Origin of the sequence: Rhodopirellula bahusiensis, assembly GCF_002727185.1 — a bacterium.
Lineage (GTDB): Bacteria > Planctomycetota > Planctomycetia > Pirellulales > Pirellulaceae > Rhodopirellula > Rhodopirellula bahusiensis.
On the sequence record NZ_NIZW01000026.1, the window covers coordinates 37,134 to 55,020 of the forward strand.

At 57.1% G+C, this 17,887-nt stretch carries 12 protein-coding genes; 3 read left to right on the plus strand and 9 right to left on the minus strand.

Going from position 1 to position 17,887, the window contains the following annotated elements:
* The first annotated feature begins 99 nt into the window (after positions 1 to 99).
* Entirely contained in the window at positions 100 to 3,804 is a 3,705-nt protein-coding gene (metH, locus tag CEE69_RS25655; protein ID WP_099263456.1) for a methionine synthase, read from the plus strand.
* Positions 3,791 to 5,119 (plus strand): ArnT family glycosyltransferase, encoded by a 1,329-nt coding sequence (locus tag CEE69_RS25660; RefSeq protein ID WP_099263457.1) that lies wholly within the window; start codon positions 3,791 to 3,793, stop codon positions 5,117 to 5,119. The genes metH and CEE69_RS25660 overlap by 14 nt, the downstream gene beginning before the upstream one ends.
* A gap of 151 nt (positions 5,120 to 5,270) precedes the next feature.
* On the opposite strand, the gene CEE69_RS25665 is transcribed toward CEE69_RS25660, so the two are convergent.
* The 6 genes from CEE69_RS25665 to CEE69_RS25690 form a co-directional block, all read right to left on the minus strand.
* Positions 5,271 to 6,965 carry a serine/threonine-protein kinase gene (locus CEE69_RS25665; RefSeq protein WP_099263458.1) on the minus strand — a complete coding sequence of 565 codons (1,695 nt, stop codon included), beginning with the start codon at positions 6,963 to 6,965 and terminating at the stop codon, positions 5,271 to 5,273.
* Between the two features lie 7 nt (positions 6,966 to 6,972).
* Positions 6,973 to 7,638, minus strand: a complete 666-nt coding sequence (locus tag CEE69_RS25670) for a sigma-70 family RNA polymerase sigma factor (protein ID WP_099263459.1) — start codon at positions 7,636 to 7,638, stop codon at positions 6,973 to 6,975.
* A 109-nt stretch (positions 7,639 to 7,747) separates the two neighbouring features.
* A complete protein-coding gene (locus CEE69_RS25675) occupies positions 7,748 to 8,473 on the minus strand; it encodes a 3-keto-disaccharide hydrolase (protein ID WP_099263486.1) in 726 nt (241 codons plus the stop codon).
* A 133-nt stretch (positions 8,474 to 8,606) separates the two neighbouring features.
* Positions 8,607 to 9,887 (minus strand): glutamyl-tRNA reductase, encoded by a 1,281-nt coding sequence (gene hemA / locus CEE69_RS25680; protein WP_099263460.1) that lies wholly within the window; start codon positions 9,885 to 9,887, stop codon positions 8,607 to 8,609.
* Positions 9,884 to 10,822 (minus strand): cytochrome c biogenesis protein CcsA, encoded by a 939-nt coding sequence (gene ccsA / locus CEE69_RS25685; protein WP_099263461.1) that lies wholly within the window; start codon positions 10,820 to 10,822, stop codon positions 9,884 to 9,886. The genes hemA and ccsA overlap by 4 nt, the downstream gene beginning before the upstream one ends.
* A gap of 50 nt (positions 10,823 to 10,872) precedes the next feature.
* Entirely contained in the window at positions 10,873 to 13,566 is a 2,694-nt protein-coding gene (locus CEE69_RS25690; protein ID WP_099263462.1) for a ComEC/Rec2 family competence protein, read from the minus strand.
* Positions 13,567 to 13,774: 208 nt separating this feature from the next.
* On the opposite strand from CEE69_RS25690, the gene CEE69_RS25695 reads away from it, so the two are divergent.
* A complete protein-coding gene (locus tag CEE69_RS25695) occupies positions 13,775 to 14,203 on the plus strand; it encodes a hypothetical protein (RefSeq protein WP_199169947.1) in 429 nt (142 codons plus the stop codon).
* 79 nt (positions 14,204 to 14,282) lie between these two features.
* On the opposite strand, the gene CEE69_RS25700 is transcribed toward CEE69_RS25695, so the two are convergent.
* The 3 genes from CEE69_RS25700 to CEE69_RS25710 are packed head-to-tail and all read right to left on the minus strand — an operon-like array spanning position 14,283 to position 17,723.
* Complete coding sequence (locus CEE69_RS25700) at positions 14,283 to 15,035, minus strand: formylmethanofuran dehydrogenase subunit C (RefSeq protein ID WP_099263463.1); 753 nt, start codon at positions 15,033 to 15,035, stop codon at positions 14,283 to 14,285.
* Positions 15,032 to 16,036, minus strand: coding sequence for a formylmethanofuran--tetrahydromethanopterin N-formyltransferase (gene fhcD / locus CEE69_RS25705; RefSeq protein WP_099263464.1), 1,005 nt, complete (start codon positions 16,034 to 16,036; stop codon positions 15,032 to 15,034). Before fhcD ends, CEE69_RS25700 begins: the two co-directional genes overlap by 4 nt.
* Positions 16,029 to 17,723, minus strand: a complete 1,695-nt coding sequence (locus CEE69_RS25710; RefSeq protein WP_099263465.1) for a formylmethanofuran dehydrogenase subunit A — start codon at positions 17,721 to 17,723, stop codon at positions 16,029 to 16,031. The genes fhcD and CEE69_RS25710 overlap by 8 nt, the downstream gene beginning before the upstream one ends.
* Positions 17,724 to 17,887: the final 164 nt, after the last annotated feature.

Sequence of the window (17,887 nt, forward strand, 5' to 3'; positions counted from 1 at the left end):
TTGACCGGCGACGAAGATATCGGTTCAAAGGTGCCGGAAAAGGCCGTCTTTTGCGAACCCTTTTTGATTTTCATCCCTTCGCCTGCTTTTGGGTCATCCATGTTGCAAGCCTCTTCGACTGATCAGCTTCTCGCCGAACTCATCCGTGAACGCATTTTGATGCTCGACGGTGCGATGGGAACGATGATCCAGCGGTTGGAATTCGACGAAGCAGCGGTGCGCGGTGACCGGTTTGCCGACCATCACAAAGACCTGAAGAACTTCTCGGACATTTTGTGCCTGACTCATCCTGAGAAGATCACCGAGATCCACTCCAAGTACTACGAGTCGGGCAGCGACATCGTCGAAACGAACTCATTTGGTGCGTCGCCGATCGGGATGGTCGAGTTTGACCTCCCGTTGGATTTAGTCGACGAGATCAACATTGCCGCGGTCGCGTGCGCTCGCAAAGCCGCCGATCAGTGGACCGAGAAGACACCCGACAAACCCCGCTTTGTTGCTGGTTCGATTGGGCCAACGACGATGCAGCTCGCCATCAGCACCGATGTGGAGGACGCTGCTTTTCGAGCGACCACGTTCGACAAGCTGGCCGACAGCTACTACGCCCAAGTGAAATCGCTGTGCGAAGCGGGCGTGGATATCTTGCTGCCTGAAACGGCCATCGACACTTTGAACCTGAAGTCGTGTTTGTTCGCGATCCAGCGTTACTTTGACGAAGGCGGCCGGCGGGTTCCCGTGATGGTATCGGGGACGTTCGACAAAGGCGGCCGAACGTTTGTCAGCGGTCAAAGTGTGGAAGCTTTTGTCACGGCACTGTCACACTTCCCCGTGTTGTCGGTCGGGATGAACTGTGCCCTCGGGCCAGACATCATGCGTCCGCACGTGGAGGAAATGTCCAAAGCGACCGGGCTGCCGATCAGTTGCCACCCGAACGCTGGGTTGCCCAACGAGATGGGCGCGTTTGACTTGGACCCCAAGCCAATGGCAGAGATCGTCGGTGAATACGCTGACAATGGTTGGATCAACATTCTTGGTGGTTGTTGCGGAACCACTCCCGATCACATCCGTGCGATGACGGAACGGGTCAAGAATTGCAAACCCAAGCAGGACGACAAGGGCGGTCCAGTATGGACTCGGTTGTCGGGTCAGTTGCCGATGGTGATGCGGCCCGAGATCCCATTCACGATGGTCGGTGAACGCACCAACGTGACCGGTAGTCGCAAGTTCGCTCGCTTGATTCGCAACGAAGAGTACGACGAAGCGGTCGAGGTTGCGCGCGAACAAGTCGAGAACGGTGCAACGATCATCGACGTGAACTTCGATGATGCGTTGCTCGATGGCGTCGAAGCCATGACGCGATTCTTGCGTTTGATCGCGGGTGACTCCGTCGTGGCCGCGGTTCCAGTGATGATCGACAGCAGCCGCTGGGAAGTCATCGAGGCTGGATTGCAAAACGTGCAAGGCAAAGCGATCGTCAACTCGATCTCTCTCAAAGACGGCGAAGAAGAATTTCTGCGTCGCGCGAGGTTGGTGCGCCAATATGGTGCGGCGACGGTCGTGATGGCGTTTGACGAAGAGGGCCAAGCAGCCGACGAGGACAACAAGGTCCGAATTTGCAAACGAGCTTACGACTTATTAGTCAACCAAGCCCACTTCCCGCCAGAAGACATCATCTTTGACCCCAACATCCTGACGGTTGCGACGGGGATGGAGGAGCACAACAACTACGCGGTTGATTTCGTCAACGCGGTTGAACGGATCAAGAAAGAATGTCCTGGTGCGAAGACCAGCGGCGGCGTCAGCAACATCAGCTTCAGCTTCCGCGGTAACGACCCGGTTCGCGAAGCCATCCACAGTGCGTTTCTGTACCGCGCGGTGAAGGCGGGTTTGGACATGGGGATCGTCAACGCGGGGCAGTTGGAAGTCTACGAAGAGATCCCGAAGGTCTTGCTCGAGCATGTCGAAGATGTGCTTTGGAATCGCCGTGACGATGCGACGGATCGGATGTTGGAATTCGCTGAGACCGTTAAAGGCAGCGGCAAGAAGAAGTCTGGCGAAGACTTGGCATGGCGAGAAAACTCCATTGAAGAGCGGATGAAGCATGCTCTGATCAAAGGCATCGACAAATACATCGTTGAAGACACCGAAGAGGCTCGCCAGCACTACGACAAATGCTTGCACATCATCGAAGGTCCGTTGATGGCTGGGATGAGTGTGGTGGGTGATTTATTTGGTCAAGGCAAGATGTTTTTGCCTCAGGTCGTCAAATCCGCACGCGTGATGAAGAAGGCGGTCGCTTATCTCGAACCGTTCATGGAACAGGAAAAGATCGAGGCCGGAACGCAAGATTTCAAAGCCCGCGGCAAGTTCTTGATCGCGACGGTTAAAGGCGACGTGCACGACATCGGCAAGAATATTGTGGGTGTGGTGTTGCAGTGCAACAACTACGAAGTGATCGACCTGGGCGTGATGGTTTCCAGCGAAAAGATTCTGGAAGAAGCCGCCAAGCACAATGCCGACATGATCGGTTTGTCGGGGCTGATCACGCCCAGCCTCGATGAGATGGTTCATGTCGCTCGAGAGATGAAACGCATCGGGATGAAGAAGCCATTGTTGGTCGGCGGTGCGACGACGAGTGCCAAGCACACGGCGGTTCGTATCGCACCAGCCTACGATGGTCCGGTGCTGCACGTCTTGGATGCCAGTCGCAGTGTTGGCGTCGTGGAAAAGTTGCTCAGTGACGATTCTCGCGCTGCATTTTTGGAAGCCAATGTCAGCGAACAAGAGAAGCTGGTCAGCAGCTTCCGCGAACGCAAGCAGACCTTGGTTCCTTATGAACAAGCCCTCGAGAAGCGATTCAAAACGGATTGGGATTCAGTTCGAATCGATCAGCCGGAGTTCGTTGGAACGAAGGTGCTCGATGACTTCCCGCTGGCAACGCTTCGTGACTACATCGATTGGTCGCCGTACTTCATGACATGGGAGCTGAAGGGCAAGTACCCGAAGATCTTCCAAGACGAAACGGTTGGACCGATCGCCAAAGAGGTGTTCGAAAAAGCGAACACGATGCTCGACCGAGTCATCAGTGAGAAACTGATTCAGGCCAAAGGTGTGTATGGTTTCTGGCCGGCTGCATCGGACGGCGATGACATCATTGTCTACGCCGATGAGTCGCGAATGGAAGAACGCACACGATTCCATTGCTTGCGTCAGCAATGGGAGCGTCGCGGGCAGAAGGATTTCCGTTCGTTGGCCGACTACATCGCGCCCGTCGACAGTGGTCGCAATGACTACCTCGGTGGCTTTGCCGTGACCGCTGGATTGGGCGCTGAGGAATTGTCGATGCGATTTAAAAAGGAACTCGACGACGAAAGTTCGATCATCGCTTCTGCGGTGGCCGATCGTTGTGCCGAAGCCTTTGCGGAATACTTGCACCAGCAAGTTCGCGAGCAGTGGCAATACGGCAAGGAAGAGAACCTGTCCAGCGACGACATGATCGCAGAGAAGTACCGTGGCATTCGACCGGCAGCGGGCTATCCCGCCTGTCCCGATCACACTGAGAAGCGAACCTTGTTTGACTTGTTGGACGCCGAAAAGAACACCGGTATTAATTTGACCGAAAACTACGCGATGTCACCGGGCGCCAGCGTCAGCGGTTTGTACTTCTCGCATCCCGACGCAAAGTACTTCACGGTCGACCGGATGACGAAAGACCAAATCGAATCGTATGCGACTCGGAAGGGTTGGCCGATTTCGGAAGTTGAGCGTTGGTTGTCACCCAACTTGGCGTATGACCCATCCTGATCGTCGGTGGCTGTGGTTGGTCAGTGGGATCATCCTCGTATTCTTGGTGCGAGGTTCGATCGTGCTTGCCAAGATGGATTCGCTCGACGCGGATCCGGATGCCTATCGAGTGATTGCGGAAACGCTGGCCCAAACCGGCACCTTCGGTTTGATGGGGGAGGGCGGCGAAGCGACACCGACCGCGTTTCGGCCTCCGTTGTACCCGTGGTTGCTTTCATTCTTTGTTGGCGCCGATGGGCACTTGGGGTCTCGTTGGGTCGCCGCGCTGCATGTTTGCTTGGGCGTGCTGACGGTTGGTTTGACCTGGGACATTGCTCGCCGGTGGTGGTCGGATCGAACGGCCTATGTCGCAGCGGCTTTGGTGACAATCGACCCGATGTTGCTTTGGCAGTCGACGCTCGTGATGACAGAGACAATCGCTACCGCGTTGACGGCGATGGTTTGGTGGTGGTGGGTGGCGAGGCTGAACCCCAGGCCTGTCGACAAAGTGTTTGACGATGGGACGCCTGCCAACTCATGTGATCTGTCACCTTGGCGGCCCATGATCAACGCGGTTGTGTTTGGCGGTTTGCTATCGCTGACGGTTTTGTGCCGGCCGACGTTCTTGGTTTGGGCTGCGATGTTGGTACCCGCGTTGCTCTTCGTCGGTCCGACTTGTCGCATCCGGCGAGCAGCCCGTGTCGGCGTTGTGGGTTTAATTCTCGTTGCGACTGTTGGTCTTTGGACGTTGCGGAATGTATCGCAACTTGGGCATCCGGTTTGGGCGACAACGCATGGCGGGTACACGTTGCTTTTGGCTAACAATGATTCATTTTATGACTCCCTGAACGAGTCATCGATTGGATGGAAACCTTGGGAACGCAGGCCATGGGATCCGACCGAATTCTTTGCTGAGTACGAAGCCCGAGAAAGGGGCGACGACGAGGTTTCGGATGATCGAGTTGCTTATGAAATGGCCAAGTCCACCATTTCGAATCGGCCTGCAATGTTTGCTTGGTCGTGCCTCGTTCGGGCGACGAGCCTTTGGCATCCGTTTCCCGCTCGCACGCCCGATCGTTCGATGTTGGTGATTCTTGTGATCGGAATTTATCAGACGGGAGTGTTGTGCTTGGCCGTGTTGGGAATCGCCAAGCACTGGCGTTCGTGGCGACACCCGAACGCCTGGCCAGTCTTCGCGATGGTTGTCACGTTGACCGTCGTGCACAGTGTCTATTGGAGCAATCCGAGAATGCGGTCTCCGGTCATCCCGATGTTGGCCGTTGCGGCGGCGTGCTTGACTTTGCCGAAGGGAGATGAGGAAACCGAGATGACGTAGTCGGAGTCGTCAAGAACTGGAGCGGATGTTGGGGGGCCTTGCTAACGCTGCGGGTTATGAATTGAGGGATCGGATTACCTTGCTGACCCAACGCATTGTGAATGGAGGGGCCGAATTCTTGGCGAATCCGGCTACGGTTTTTTTGATTGGGTTAGCGTTGCTCGAGCAGTGCTCGTTGGCGTTCGTACTTGTAACCGGGGACGAAGAAGCATCCTGCCGCGACGATGCCGAAGATCAGATGGGCGGCGGAGGGGAACACAGCCATTGCGACGGCGGTTGCGAGCAAGAGCACCGTTTGGATGTAGAACGCTCCGCTCAACATGCCGGCTTTGATGAGGAACACCATCGCGGTGATCACACCCAGCATCGGTGCCAATCGCAAAGGTTCCAATCCGATCCACCATTCCAGTGGAAACAACATGGCTGTCGTGATCAGGCTGGCGCCCCACACATGGGCGACCTGACGTTCAATGAACGTGACCGGTCCCATCCGTTGGCGAAGTTTCCAAAACACCGCCGCCCAAGCACTCAATCCGATGACCCACACTGCGACATAAATCCATCGCTCGTTGATTCCCACCAGTGCCATTTGCCAAGTCATCAGACTGGCGACCAGCAGCACCAACGAATGCCACATCCATAGCAGGCCCCATTTCTCCAGCACGGCCGCATGATGCGTTTCGCGAAAGACTCGTGCGAGGACTTGGTTGAAGTGACCGCTTCGAGCATCAACCCGTTCATCGGCGAGATAGGCTTCGATATCGTTGGCGAGTGCTTCCGCCGTTGGGTATCGCAAGTCAGCTGGTTTTTGCAAACAACGAATCGTGATCATCTCCAAATCACGATCCAAGCTTGGACGAAGTGCCCGCGGCGGTGTGGGGTCTTGCTCGGTGACCAACATCACGAGTTCCATCGGCGATTCCGCGACGAAGGGAGCTCGTCCGGTCAACGCGAAGTACAGCACGCAGCCGAGCGAATAAACATCGCTGGCGGGACCGATGTCACCGCGACGACCACCGGCTTGTTCGGGCGACATGTAGGCGGGAGTCCCGACCAACATCCCGGTCCGAGTCAGGTCCATCTTCGCACCGACTTGCTTTGCCAAACCAAAGTCCGTGATCATCGGACGTCCGTCATCGGCGATCAGGATGTTGCCCGGTTTGATGTCGCGGTGCAGGATGCCGGCTTGATGAGCCACCGAAACGGCTCGAGCGATTTGAGCGACCATGCGGGCCGCCTCGCGAGGTGCCATCGGGCCGGATGCGACACGTTGGGACAAGGTTTGTCCCTCGATGAATTGCATGCTGAAGAACGGTCGGCCTTCGATGTCACCGACTTCATAGACCGGCACGATGCTGGGGTGATCCAGCGATGCCGTCGCGGCAGCTTCGGCCATGAAGCGTTGCAGATCCGCATCGCTGGCCAAGCGACCACGAAGGATCATCTTGATCGCGACTTCTCGGTCGAGCGATCTCTGGCGGGCTCGAAAGACCACTCCCATCCCGCCCCGGCCGACTTCTTCCAGCAAATCAAAGTCGCCGATGGTGGTTGGCAACCGAAGGCTTCGCCAACGAGTCGAGGAGTCTTCGGAAGTGTCAGGTTCATCCGGCCGCACGGGGGCTTCGTCGTAAGCCGTGCCAGCCGTGTCGGTGACCAACACCGCTCCCCACAATTGCTTCAAATCGTTCGCAAGTGTTGGGTGCTGCTCACAAATGGCAGCGAAGTCGACAGCCTGGCCCTGGCTAACCTTGTCAGTCAGTTCCGCCAGCACATCGGCGAGGTACTGATCATGCGACCGAGCCTCCTCGGGCGAGCCGATATGCGAAGGGTCTTGTGAAGAGGCCATCGAAGCCTCAACCCTGCGAGTCGTTGTCGACGCCGAAGTTTTCCTTGTCTTCCTCAAGCACTGCTTTCAACCGCCGAACCGCGCGCAAGTATCGCATGCTGGCGGCGGGTGGATTGAGGTTCAGGACTTCAGCAATCTCAAGGTTTGAAAGGTGCTCGTAGTGACGCATCAGGATGACTTCGCGGTCGCCCTCGTCCAATTTCTGAATCGCAGCTTCGACCTGACCGGCGATCTCCCGCTGCGTCGCGACGGCGGCCGGCGTCATCGCTGGGTCACACAACTGAATCGCCAAATCAACTGAGGATTCGTCGACTCGTCCGCCGCCCGCGATCGGTTGTTCGCGGTCCATGTTGCGTTTGGCGCTGACACGGTGACGGCGGTAAGTGTCGATGATGTGATCCCAGGCAATCTGCCGGAGCCACAGGTGAAACGCCATCACCGGATCATCGAGGTACTTTTGAAGACGCCCGCTCGCCTCGACCAAGACTTCTTGGACGACATCGCTGACATCCACACGACGTTGGACTTTGCGGTCCAAGCGAACCTCCACCAGTCGACGGATGGGGCCGCGGTGTCGGTCTAGCAATTGGTTGACGGCCTCAGGATCGCCCTGACGCGCTGCTTGAATCAGCACGTCCGTGTTGTCGTCCGATGGCCATAGGGATTTGGTCATGTTCACGCTCCGATTACATGGTAGCGTGTTGGAAATGGGGGGAAGTGCTTCGTGCGAAAATGCCTCGCACCCAAAGTCGATGGCTGGTGGAAGCACCCGCGTCGCTAGTTCACTTCCATTCGCGAATTTGAATGTTCTTGAACCAGACTTTCATCGCGGGACCTTGGTGCAATTGCAACGCGATGACTCCCGAGTCGGCTTTTTTGCCGGGTTGTTGGTCGATCACGCGGATCATCAAAGTTTCGTTGATGAACTGCTCGAGTTGGTTGTCGCGAACCAAGATTCGGTAGTCGTTCCATTCGCCCAGATGAATTCCGTTGGCGAGTTCTTCGGCGGTCGCGAATTGTTCGGTCGTTTTTTCGCCGGTCGCCCAGATCGTGGTTTGTTGCCCGCGAGTGGCCAGGATTCCGCGACCCTTTTCTTCGTACAAAATTCCGGCGAAGCGATTGGTCGCATCGATGTCAGCTTGGTAGCCGCCGACGATGAACTTTTCTTCATCGAGCACCTTGCTGCGGTACTGGATGCCTGAGTTGCCGCCAACCATCTTGAATTGCAGGGTCAGCTCAAAGCTGCCTTTGACGGGGCGATCGAGGATCAAAAACGTGTTCTGCTTGATCGGGGCTTCGTCGGTGGTTTGTCCGTGGATTGCACCGTCGTCGACCGACCAAAGGTCCTCACGTCCTCGCCATCCGTCGAGGGTTTCGCCATCGAACAAGGAGATGGTTTTGGCACCCTTGATCGATTTTGCCAACGGAGTTTTGTCGCTGTCTTGAGCGTTGGCGGGTGAGGATGCGACTGCAGCGGTGAGGGCTAGGAGGCAAAGAACGCGGTTCACGGTTGAGCTCATGAGGTGGGGCCTGGCGGGCGGGGTTTTGGGGAATGGAGACACCGATGGGCAGTTTAACCGGAGGAATCTATGGATGTTGGTCAGCGGGCAAAAACCAGCGGACAACCCACTGGAAGCTGACTTAAGAATCTTCACCAAGATTGAACAGGTGTCGAAGTGCCTCCAGCAAACCTCGTGAATGTCCATCGGCGGCGTCGTCTCGCAGCGAAGCCATGGGCGGGTGCAGCAACTTGTTGGTCAGGCGATCGAATGACTTCTCGATCTCCTTCTGCATGGCCGTGTCAGTGGAACCATTCAATTTCCCGAACAACCGTTGCAGTTCTTCGGATTTGACTTTGTCAGCTCGTTCGCGAAGTCGGCGAATGACGGGGCCGGTGGCGCGCTGTTGCAGTGATTGAAAGAAGCCATCGACTTCTTCATCAATGATCTTCTTCGCCTTCGGCCACTGCTTTTCACGCTCGCGACGGTTGCGATTGCATGCCGCTTGCAGGTCGTCGATTTGGTACAGGTAGACACCCGGTTCGTCGCCGATGACTGGGTCGAAATCTCGCGGGACGGCCAAGTCGAGAACCAGCATGATGCGGCCTCCTCGTTTGGCATTCAAAACCGCGAAAGTGGATGCGTCGACAATCGGTTCTTCGGCTGAGGTGGTGCCGATCAGCAGATCCGCTTGCACAATCTGGTCGTGCAGACTGTCCATCGATTCAGCGTCGGCGCCAAAATCTTCGGCCAGCTTTTGTGCTCGATTGAGACTTCGGTTGACGACGCATAGATTGTTCGCACCACCGTTCTTTAGATATCGAAGCGTTTCTTCGGCCATCTCACCGGCACCGCAGAGCACCACGCGTTTGCCCTGCAGGCGGTTGAAGACTTCGGGAACAACTTCGCCGATTGCGACGCTGGGAACGCTCAACCGGCGACGGTGGATGCTGGTTTCGGTTTGGACGCGTTTGGCCGTTCGATTCGCGGCTTGGAACACTCCGTGCGTGATTGGGCCGGTGCGATCGGCATCGTTCGCCAAGTCGTAGGACTGTTTGACCTGCGAAAGAATCTGAGCTTCCCCGACGACCATGCTGTCCAAACTCGCGGCGACCAAGAACAGGTGTTCGACGGCTTCTCGGCCTTCGCGAACGATCATGTGGTTGGCGACAAAGTCACGCGATTGGTTCAGGCAGTCGGCGACCAAGTTGATCAAATCATCAGATTGCAACGCAGGTGAGTTGCCGCCCGCCGCGTACATTTCGACTCGGTTGCAGGTGCTGAGCAGGACCAGTTCCGCACCGGCAAAACGCTGGCCAAACAGTTCGAAGGTGCGACTGATTTCGTTTTCGGTGAACGACAATTGCTCGCGAATTTCAACGGCAGCATCATGGTGGCTGCACCCGATCATCTTCAGGGTCATGACTGGCCTCGCGGCACGATCATTTGCATCGCCACTTCGTTTTCGGGCAACTCTTCATCCACGTCGACGTCTTGAGTGGGCGCGACACCGGGAGCGTCGGATTGGTCCGCGCCGTGTGAGCTGGAAAGCACACCAGTCATCGCAAGGACCAAAAACGCAAAGCTAGCCAACGTCAGGTAGGCAACCTTTCGGCCGCGGCTGGCGGGTGCGTAGAAGTATTCGACCAACGTGGCGGAGACCAACCACAGGAACAGAACGCCGGACAAGATGATGCCGCCGTCCGTCCAAGGGATCACGCCAAGTCGGTTCCAGTTCATGACGACTCCGGAAACCAAACCCAAACCAACCGAGGCGGTGCTAATCACCAGGCAACTTCGGTTGAGGTCTTGCAGCGTTTCCAACGTTGGCAATCGCAGTGACGAACCTGCCTGCTTGCGTTTCAATCGCCATGACTGGACGAGGTACATAGCCCCCGCCAAAAAGCCTACCAGCACGGCAGCGGAGCCCAGCATCATCGATGCGCCATGGACGCCTCGCCAAACTTCGACCGCTTCGTTTCGCTCGAACGCAGGCATGTGGCTGACCGCCCGCGAAAGGGCGATCATCGCGAGAATGGCTGGCAGAAAAAAGAGCCCGATGATCGTGTCGGGGCGTCTCAGATAGAAAGCGAAAAATGCGATGGCCAATCCCAACGCGACCATCAGCGACCAATCCGTCCAAGTGGCCAAACGTCCGATGTTGGCGTCGCTGCTGATCGAAGCGGCTCGCAGGGTCAGATAGGTGACGTGAGTGAAAATACCCAGCACCATCATCACGATCACGGCCAGGCCGCGGCCGGGGACGCGACCGAGAAAACGCAACGCCTCTAAAACCAGCACGACGAGGTAGCTGGCAGTGAAGCAAGTGACTGAAATTTGACGCAAAAAATCCATCATGGCTTTATCGTACACCGACCTGAAAAATTGTCAGCCTCGAGGGGGATCACTCACCACGGTTGTTGAGAGAATGCGCGGATCTTGAGACCACCGTCCCCGCCCATTCGCACTCGGATGGCACCTTCGCGGGATGTCACGTGCACGCCGCCGCCCGCAGCGGACAGCATTTCCGTGACTTCGGGCTTGGCGGCCCGCTGGCCTCCGCTGACGATGGTTTCCAATGGCCGTGCCCACTGAAGAACCGCCTCGGCGTCCATTCGTAAACTGCCGTGATGCGGTGCCATCATCACCCCACCGGGTGGCGGACGAGGCGTGTTGGTCAGCACCGCGGTGCCCGGTGGCTCCAAATCACCTGGCAACAACAGAACTCGATCGCCCGAATCGATCCTCAGCACCAACGAATTCGCGTTGTCGTTGCCTTCGATTCTCGTTTCCGGCGGATGCAGCACTTCGATTTGATCCAGCCAGCTCGAACCGGTCTGGCGAATTCGCTGGCCGCGATGGATTTCCAAAACAGGAATGCGGTGCTGGCGAATCGTTTCGGAAGCTTGGGTCAACGCAAACCCTTCTCCGTCAAAGAATCCGGGCGGAACGACGATCACGCCGATGGAAAACCGCTTGGCCAATCCCGGCAGCGCATTGAAGTGATCTGTGTCCGCGTGGGATAAGAAAGTTCCATCAATGTGAGTGGCTCCCAAGGACCACAGCGCATCCTCGATGTTCCGGCTGGTCGCGTTGGCGTTGCCCATCCAGCCGCAATCATAGAGCCACACCTCGTTTTGGTTGGGACGCAGGATCGTCGCGGTTCCGTGGCCCACATCGACGAAGGTCGCCTCCAACGTTTGTTCGGGAAGCTCCGCCGGGTAGGTCGCCAGCCCAAACGCGATTCCGATCCAACTGACCAGCAAACCGGCATCGATCACTCCGCGACGAATTCCTTGAGAAGACACCAGCGGTCGAACTGCGGCCCAGGCAACCAACCCCAAGTAGAAGACAACAATCCATGATGTCGGTGGCGATGGCAACCAGAAGTGACCTCCGCTTAGGTTGGCTGCGGAATCGATCATCCACTGCATGATCGAGAGCAATTTCCCGCAAACTCCTCCGGGGATCCAAGCCACCGAAGGGAACCACCATCCGGCCAAGATCGTCATCACACCGGCGGACAATGCGAGTGCCATCAATGGCGAAAGCATCACGTTGACGATGACACTGATCGGTGAGACGACGTGGAATTGTGACCAGACCAGCGGCAGAGCCATCAGCGTCACCGCGCCGCTGTACCAGAGCACTCGGCCGGTCCACGAGGTGGCGAAGGTCAAAACTCTTCGCCATGCGGTTTGCGATTGCTGGGCAAGTTCGTCAAAGCGTTCCTCCACCCGAATCGTTTCCGCTGCGGGTGTCAGTGCGCTCGAGAAAGGACGTCCGCACAGCAGCAAGGTAGCGACTGCTAAGAACGACAGTTGCACACCGATTCCAAAGATCTCCGCCGGCATCCACAGCATCAGAATGATGGCCGCCAAGGAGAGTGAATTCAGCGGATGATGGGGCCGAGCAAGCAACCTCGCTAGGATGACCGTCGACATCAAAATCGCGGCTCGTGTCACTGGCGGACGAGCACCGGTGATGGCGACATAGAACAGCATCACCACCACGATCAACGTCACCGAACCGGCGATTGGCAATCGCAACAACCCGGCCACCGCTCCCGTCAACAGAACGATGATTCCTAAGTGCAATCCGCTGACGGACAGCAGGTGTGCGGTGCCGGTGACCAACAGTCGCTCGTTGGTGGTCCGGTCCAGGAAATCCCGTTGGCCGAGTGTCAACGCGAGCGCCAGTCCGCGTTGCGATGGTTCGATTTGATTCAGAATTGTATCGCGAGCCGATGCGGCACGATCGGCCAACCATCGCTGGAGAGAGATATCCCACGCCAGTGAATCACGTTCGACATCGCCGCCTGGCAACAGTTGAACCTGATCGGCCGAGCCAACTCGCATGCGAGCGTGAATGTTTTGCCGCCTGGCCGCGATACGTTGGTCCGTTTCGCCCGGGTTGCTGGGTGGGGGAATCGCAGCGATACGACCATACAGCTCCACCAGATCACCGGGTCTCAAATCTTCTCGTTCCGCATCGACCATGACCATCACTCGCCCAGTGATCGGGACGTCGCGAGTGCCTCGTCGCATCGTTCGCACACAGACAACCAACCGTGTCTGATACTGGACTTCGCGATCGTACGCATTGCTGTCGCGGATCCCGTCGAGACCCGATGTTCTCGCGACCGTGTTCTCCAGAGCATCGCGTTGCAATCGCACGGGCTCGTCGACCACCGCGATCATGACCGTTGGCTCTTCCTCGTTCGTCAGCACCTCACGGATTGTTGCCGATGCGTATTGCTGTTCATCCAGTGCGTGTCTTCCTGCGAAAGCGAAAAGTAGAAATCCGAACCAGCACGCTGTTCGACATCGAGTACGCAACCAGTTGTCAGGACTGCTCAACTTGGCCGGTTTGGGACTGAACCAGACCAGGACCCAGAGGACCACCATCGCGATCATCGCACTCAACCACCACCGCATGGGCTGAGGCCAAACATGGTTGAGTGTCAGGCCGGCCAGGCCCGTGGCGGCAAACATCGTCAACGGCTGTCGGCTGGGGAGTTCCGTCAGGTGCCGAGTCGAGAGACTGCCTTGCCGCATTCTGAAGTCAAATCCAAAAGAAAAGATGCGGTCAATGAATGGCATGCCGCATAACCGGCATATCCGGCACGCTTTCGCGGTGTTTCAGTTTGCCTGGCCGGCAAACTCGCCGGAATACTCAGCCGGAACCTAACCCGCGTGCTACTCATTGTACGGCCAAGAACTCTCGGTCACACGCTTCTAGATCTTTGAGGGATTGGACGGAATGTCCGCATCCCAACTTCGCACTGTTTCTTATTGCACGAGGAAACCCATGCCGACAACTGCCAAAACATCGCCTAACGATTCCGCCACCAACAGCACTAAAAATGGCAGTGCTGGTGACGAAGTTGTGACCATCGATCGTCGTCGCAACGAACGTCGTGACGGAAACGCCGATGCAAGCGATGCGGGCATGATGGATCAGCCTCGTCGAAAGAAACAACGTCGTCGTCACATTGACCCCACTACTTGCGAACGCGACTACAGCGACCAGGAAGTCGAGTTCATGAAAGCGATGGACGACTACAAGCGTGATTCGGGCCGAATGTTCCCGACTTGCAGCGAAGTCTTGGAAGTCCTGCGTTCGCTGAACTACGTCAAACTGTCCGATGAGCAGTTCGAAGAATTGGGCATGAACGACGCTCCCGAAGGCGAAGAAAGCTGGAGCGACGAAGAAGCCGAAGAAATGGTCGAAGTCTGATTCGCTAATCGAGCCAACGTTTGTCGTGAAGTAAGTTCGGTTCCACCGGACATTTCAACGCAACGAATTGGGGCGCCGACTACGGCATCCAAATCTCGCCACGACCGTCGATCTGGCGGTCGCCTCGGCAAACACGCAGCGATTTCAAGAACTCGGGTGTCAGCCAACTCGCTTGGCAGTTTCTGCCGAGCAGACTCACAAACGCGGACCGCAGGGGAATCGGTGTTGAAAACCGATTCGCATCGAGTGTTGGCTGCCGGCCAAAGATCAACGTCCCGCGTCGCATTCCATAAGCGATGTTCGGTCCGACGTTTCCGGCCACGCCGATCGTGCCCGCGACCTGCCAAGTGGCAAGCCGCGTTCCCACGTCGCCATCAATCCAAAGCTCGCCACGACGCATGCGATGTCCCGCGTCGTCACCAGCAGAGCCATTGACGATCAATTGGCCTCCGTTCATGCCAACATTGCGGGAACCCATTGGTGAACCCAGGTGATCGCCCGCGTTGCCATGCACCACGATGCGGCCGCCCAGCATGCAGCTTCCTGCGTGATCGCCGACGTTGGACTGGCAAACGATCTCGCCCAGTTTGTGTTGGAAACCAATTCCCGAAACGAGTCTCAGGCAGCCATCGATGACCAATCGTGGCATTGCAACATCGGATTGCACCGAGACCTCAAACAGGTCACCGATTGCAACCGGACCCGATTGAGAACGCAGCTCGAAACGTTCGATCTCTTCGATGGAAAGCTGAACCCATTCGTCCAATCGAATGCTGGAAGCATCCAGCGGCGATTGCAAATCTGATCGCAGACGCAAAGTGATTTTGCTCATTGTCCGGCCTCCGAATCCGACGATGTCGATTGGTCGTCGAACAACTCGTGCAGCTTGAAGTGATGTCGGCCGAGCTTGCCGCCGTAGTTGCCCGCTGTCACGCTCAGTAATCCTTCGGAGGCACCCGCTTCGCAAGCCGCGGTGATGCCGGATCGCATGGATTCGGCGATCTCGTCGAACGACATTCCATCGATCACCACCTCGATCGCCGCGTTGGCTTCCGCTGGCAAATCCGAAGAGGTGACTTCTCGAAGCACCGGGCAGAAAGCGTCGTTGGTGGACGCGAATAACGCGGCGTATTTTGATCCGACTTTGGATCCGCTGCGAGTCGTTCCGCCGGGGAACGGCGTGATGATGCCGGGCAATTCTCGCATCGCATCAATGGCCGCGCGACTGGCGACGGTGACGGACTGCATGCTTTGTCCGACCATGATGAAGTTGCCGCCGCCGATGGCATCGACTCGGCCGACGTCATGTTGGCAAACGAATTCACCGTCCATCACGGGAATTCGCCAGTAACGCACGGGACGCGATTTTCCATCTGCGCCCAAGTGCTGAATTTGCTTGCTGATCTGGTTCCCATCGCCAAAGAATCGCAGTGACTTTCCGATCGGGACTCGTTTCGGGTGGATGTCTCGGCCGCCAGGGATGCCGCCATACAACGCGGTTGTCGGACAAGTTAAAACGCACTGGCCGGCCCTCCGTGGGACTTGTTTTTCAAGATCCTTGCCCGACATGCCGAAGGCCAGGATCGCAACGCCGGGCCGACCATCCGGCGTTTGGTCAGGCGTCAAAGTTTGTTCGACGGCTATCTCCAATCCGCAGGCAATCACGCTGGTTCCGAACCCGCACATCGCCCTCGCGGATTCCTCGCACCAGCGTCGGTCATCGGCGGTCAAAATCAATCGCGTGGCCTTCATGTCAAAGGCTTCGGCAAAGGTGTCTTCGATCGAAACGCCAGCGATCGAGATCGGCTTGGATGTTTTGCTCGAGTCAGCCATTTGGGTTCTCCGATCGAGCCGTTTCGATCAATCGCGTGCCGATCACATCGTCCATCTCGCCCTGGGAGATCTGCAGTCGGTCCAACGCGAACGTTCCTGTTTGAGCGTGCATTTCGCGAAACTTGGGGACGTGAGTGGGATCGACGGTGACCGCTGCGGCCAACGTGTGGTCGCGTTGGATGGAATCTCCCACGTCCACATTTTGACCTCGTGAACGAATCCGAACGCCTTGTTTGAAAACGTCTCGCGGAGTGCGGAACATGGCTTCAGCGTTGTCATTCTCTTCGTACACGACGACGTCGGCCACGCATCCGGGTTGCAATCGACCTCGATCGGACAAACCCAAGATCGACGCCGGTGCGGATCGCGTCATCACTGCAATGTCGTCCAGCGAATATTCGCGATCGATGCCCGCGAGTGAGGTGGCCGCGGCCGCGTCGGAATGAATTTCAGCAAGCGCCGTTTCTCGTAGCGAGCGGTCGGTGAGCAAAGCGATCAGGTGCGGGTAGGCGGTGAAGGGGCCGCCGTTGGGATGGTCGGTGGTCAAGAAAACTCGCGACGGGTCATCGACCATCAAGAACAGTTCCAACCCGATCGCCCATTGCAAACTGTGCACAAATTCGCGGCGTGCGTACTTGAATGGAACGACACCGCAGCCGGCTTCGCACTCGATGTCCAGCAACACGGATTTGCGAGGCTTTGCCAGATTGCGATTGTCGTATTGGTGCATCGCGTCCGCACTGATCGTGACGGTTTGCCCAAACTGAATTTGTCCGACATCCAATGTCACGTTGGGGTTGGCTTTCAGTGCATCGGCCAACTTCGCCGCCGAAGAAGAAAATTTGTACGGGCCTTCGGTGCCATAGCTGTGAAATTGAGCGTGCGTCAAATGGATCGGGTAACCGTCGGCGGCACGGATCGTTGCCAGCGTTGATTCAATGTTGCCGGGCACGCCCAAGTTGCTGCAGTGAACGTGCAACGGGTGCCGCAATCCAATCTCGGAAACCGCTCGGCAAAGCACGCGAATGATTTGGCCGGGAGTGATTCCGTATTTCGGATGCTGTGTGTCGACATCCATTTCGCGTTCGTTGAATTTGAACGCGTTGATGCCGCCTGGGTTGACGACCTTCACCGCGATGCAGCGAGTCGCCTGAACCATCCAAGCCACATAGGCATTGATGACTTCTTGCGGTTCATCATCGGCGATCAATCGCAACAGCACATCGTTGTTACCGAGCAAGCAATAGCCGCCGGTGTCGAGCCCGCGGACGTCGGCCATTTCTGCGTGTGCGGATCTCGCGTTGCAGGGGATCACAGCGGGCTCGAAGCACGTCGTGTATCCCATGTCCAAGTAACGTGACGCGGTCACGGATGCTGCCGGAAGGAATTCGCATGACGCGGCGTCTTCGCCAGCAAGGCGTGTGGCTTCTCGCCAGGGTGGCATCTGGTCACCCAACAACATGCGAGCCAGAGTGACTTTGCCGCCGCCGATGTGCGTGTGCAAATCAATGCCGCCCGCCATCGTGATGCAGTCGCTGCCGTCAATGATTTGATCCGCGACGGTTCCCGATTCAGGAGCGGAAACAAAACGACCGTCACGCCACCAAAGATCCGCGACCTCGCCGCCCGGTTTGGCTCCTGTTGCCGACGGGTCGATCAACCGGCTTCCTTGGAGACATGTGAGCATGGTGATCAGATAACAATCGCGAAACGCGGATAGCGAAGGGACGCTGCCGCAGGAATGAATGTTCGGCGGGGAATATACGCGAATTCCCGTGTCCCTGGTACGATGCTCAGTCCGAGTTCGGCCCTCGAGTGCCACCGACTTTCATCATCACCGTTTTTCCTCGA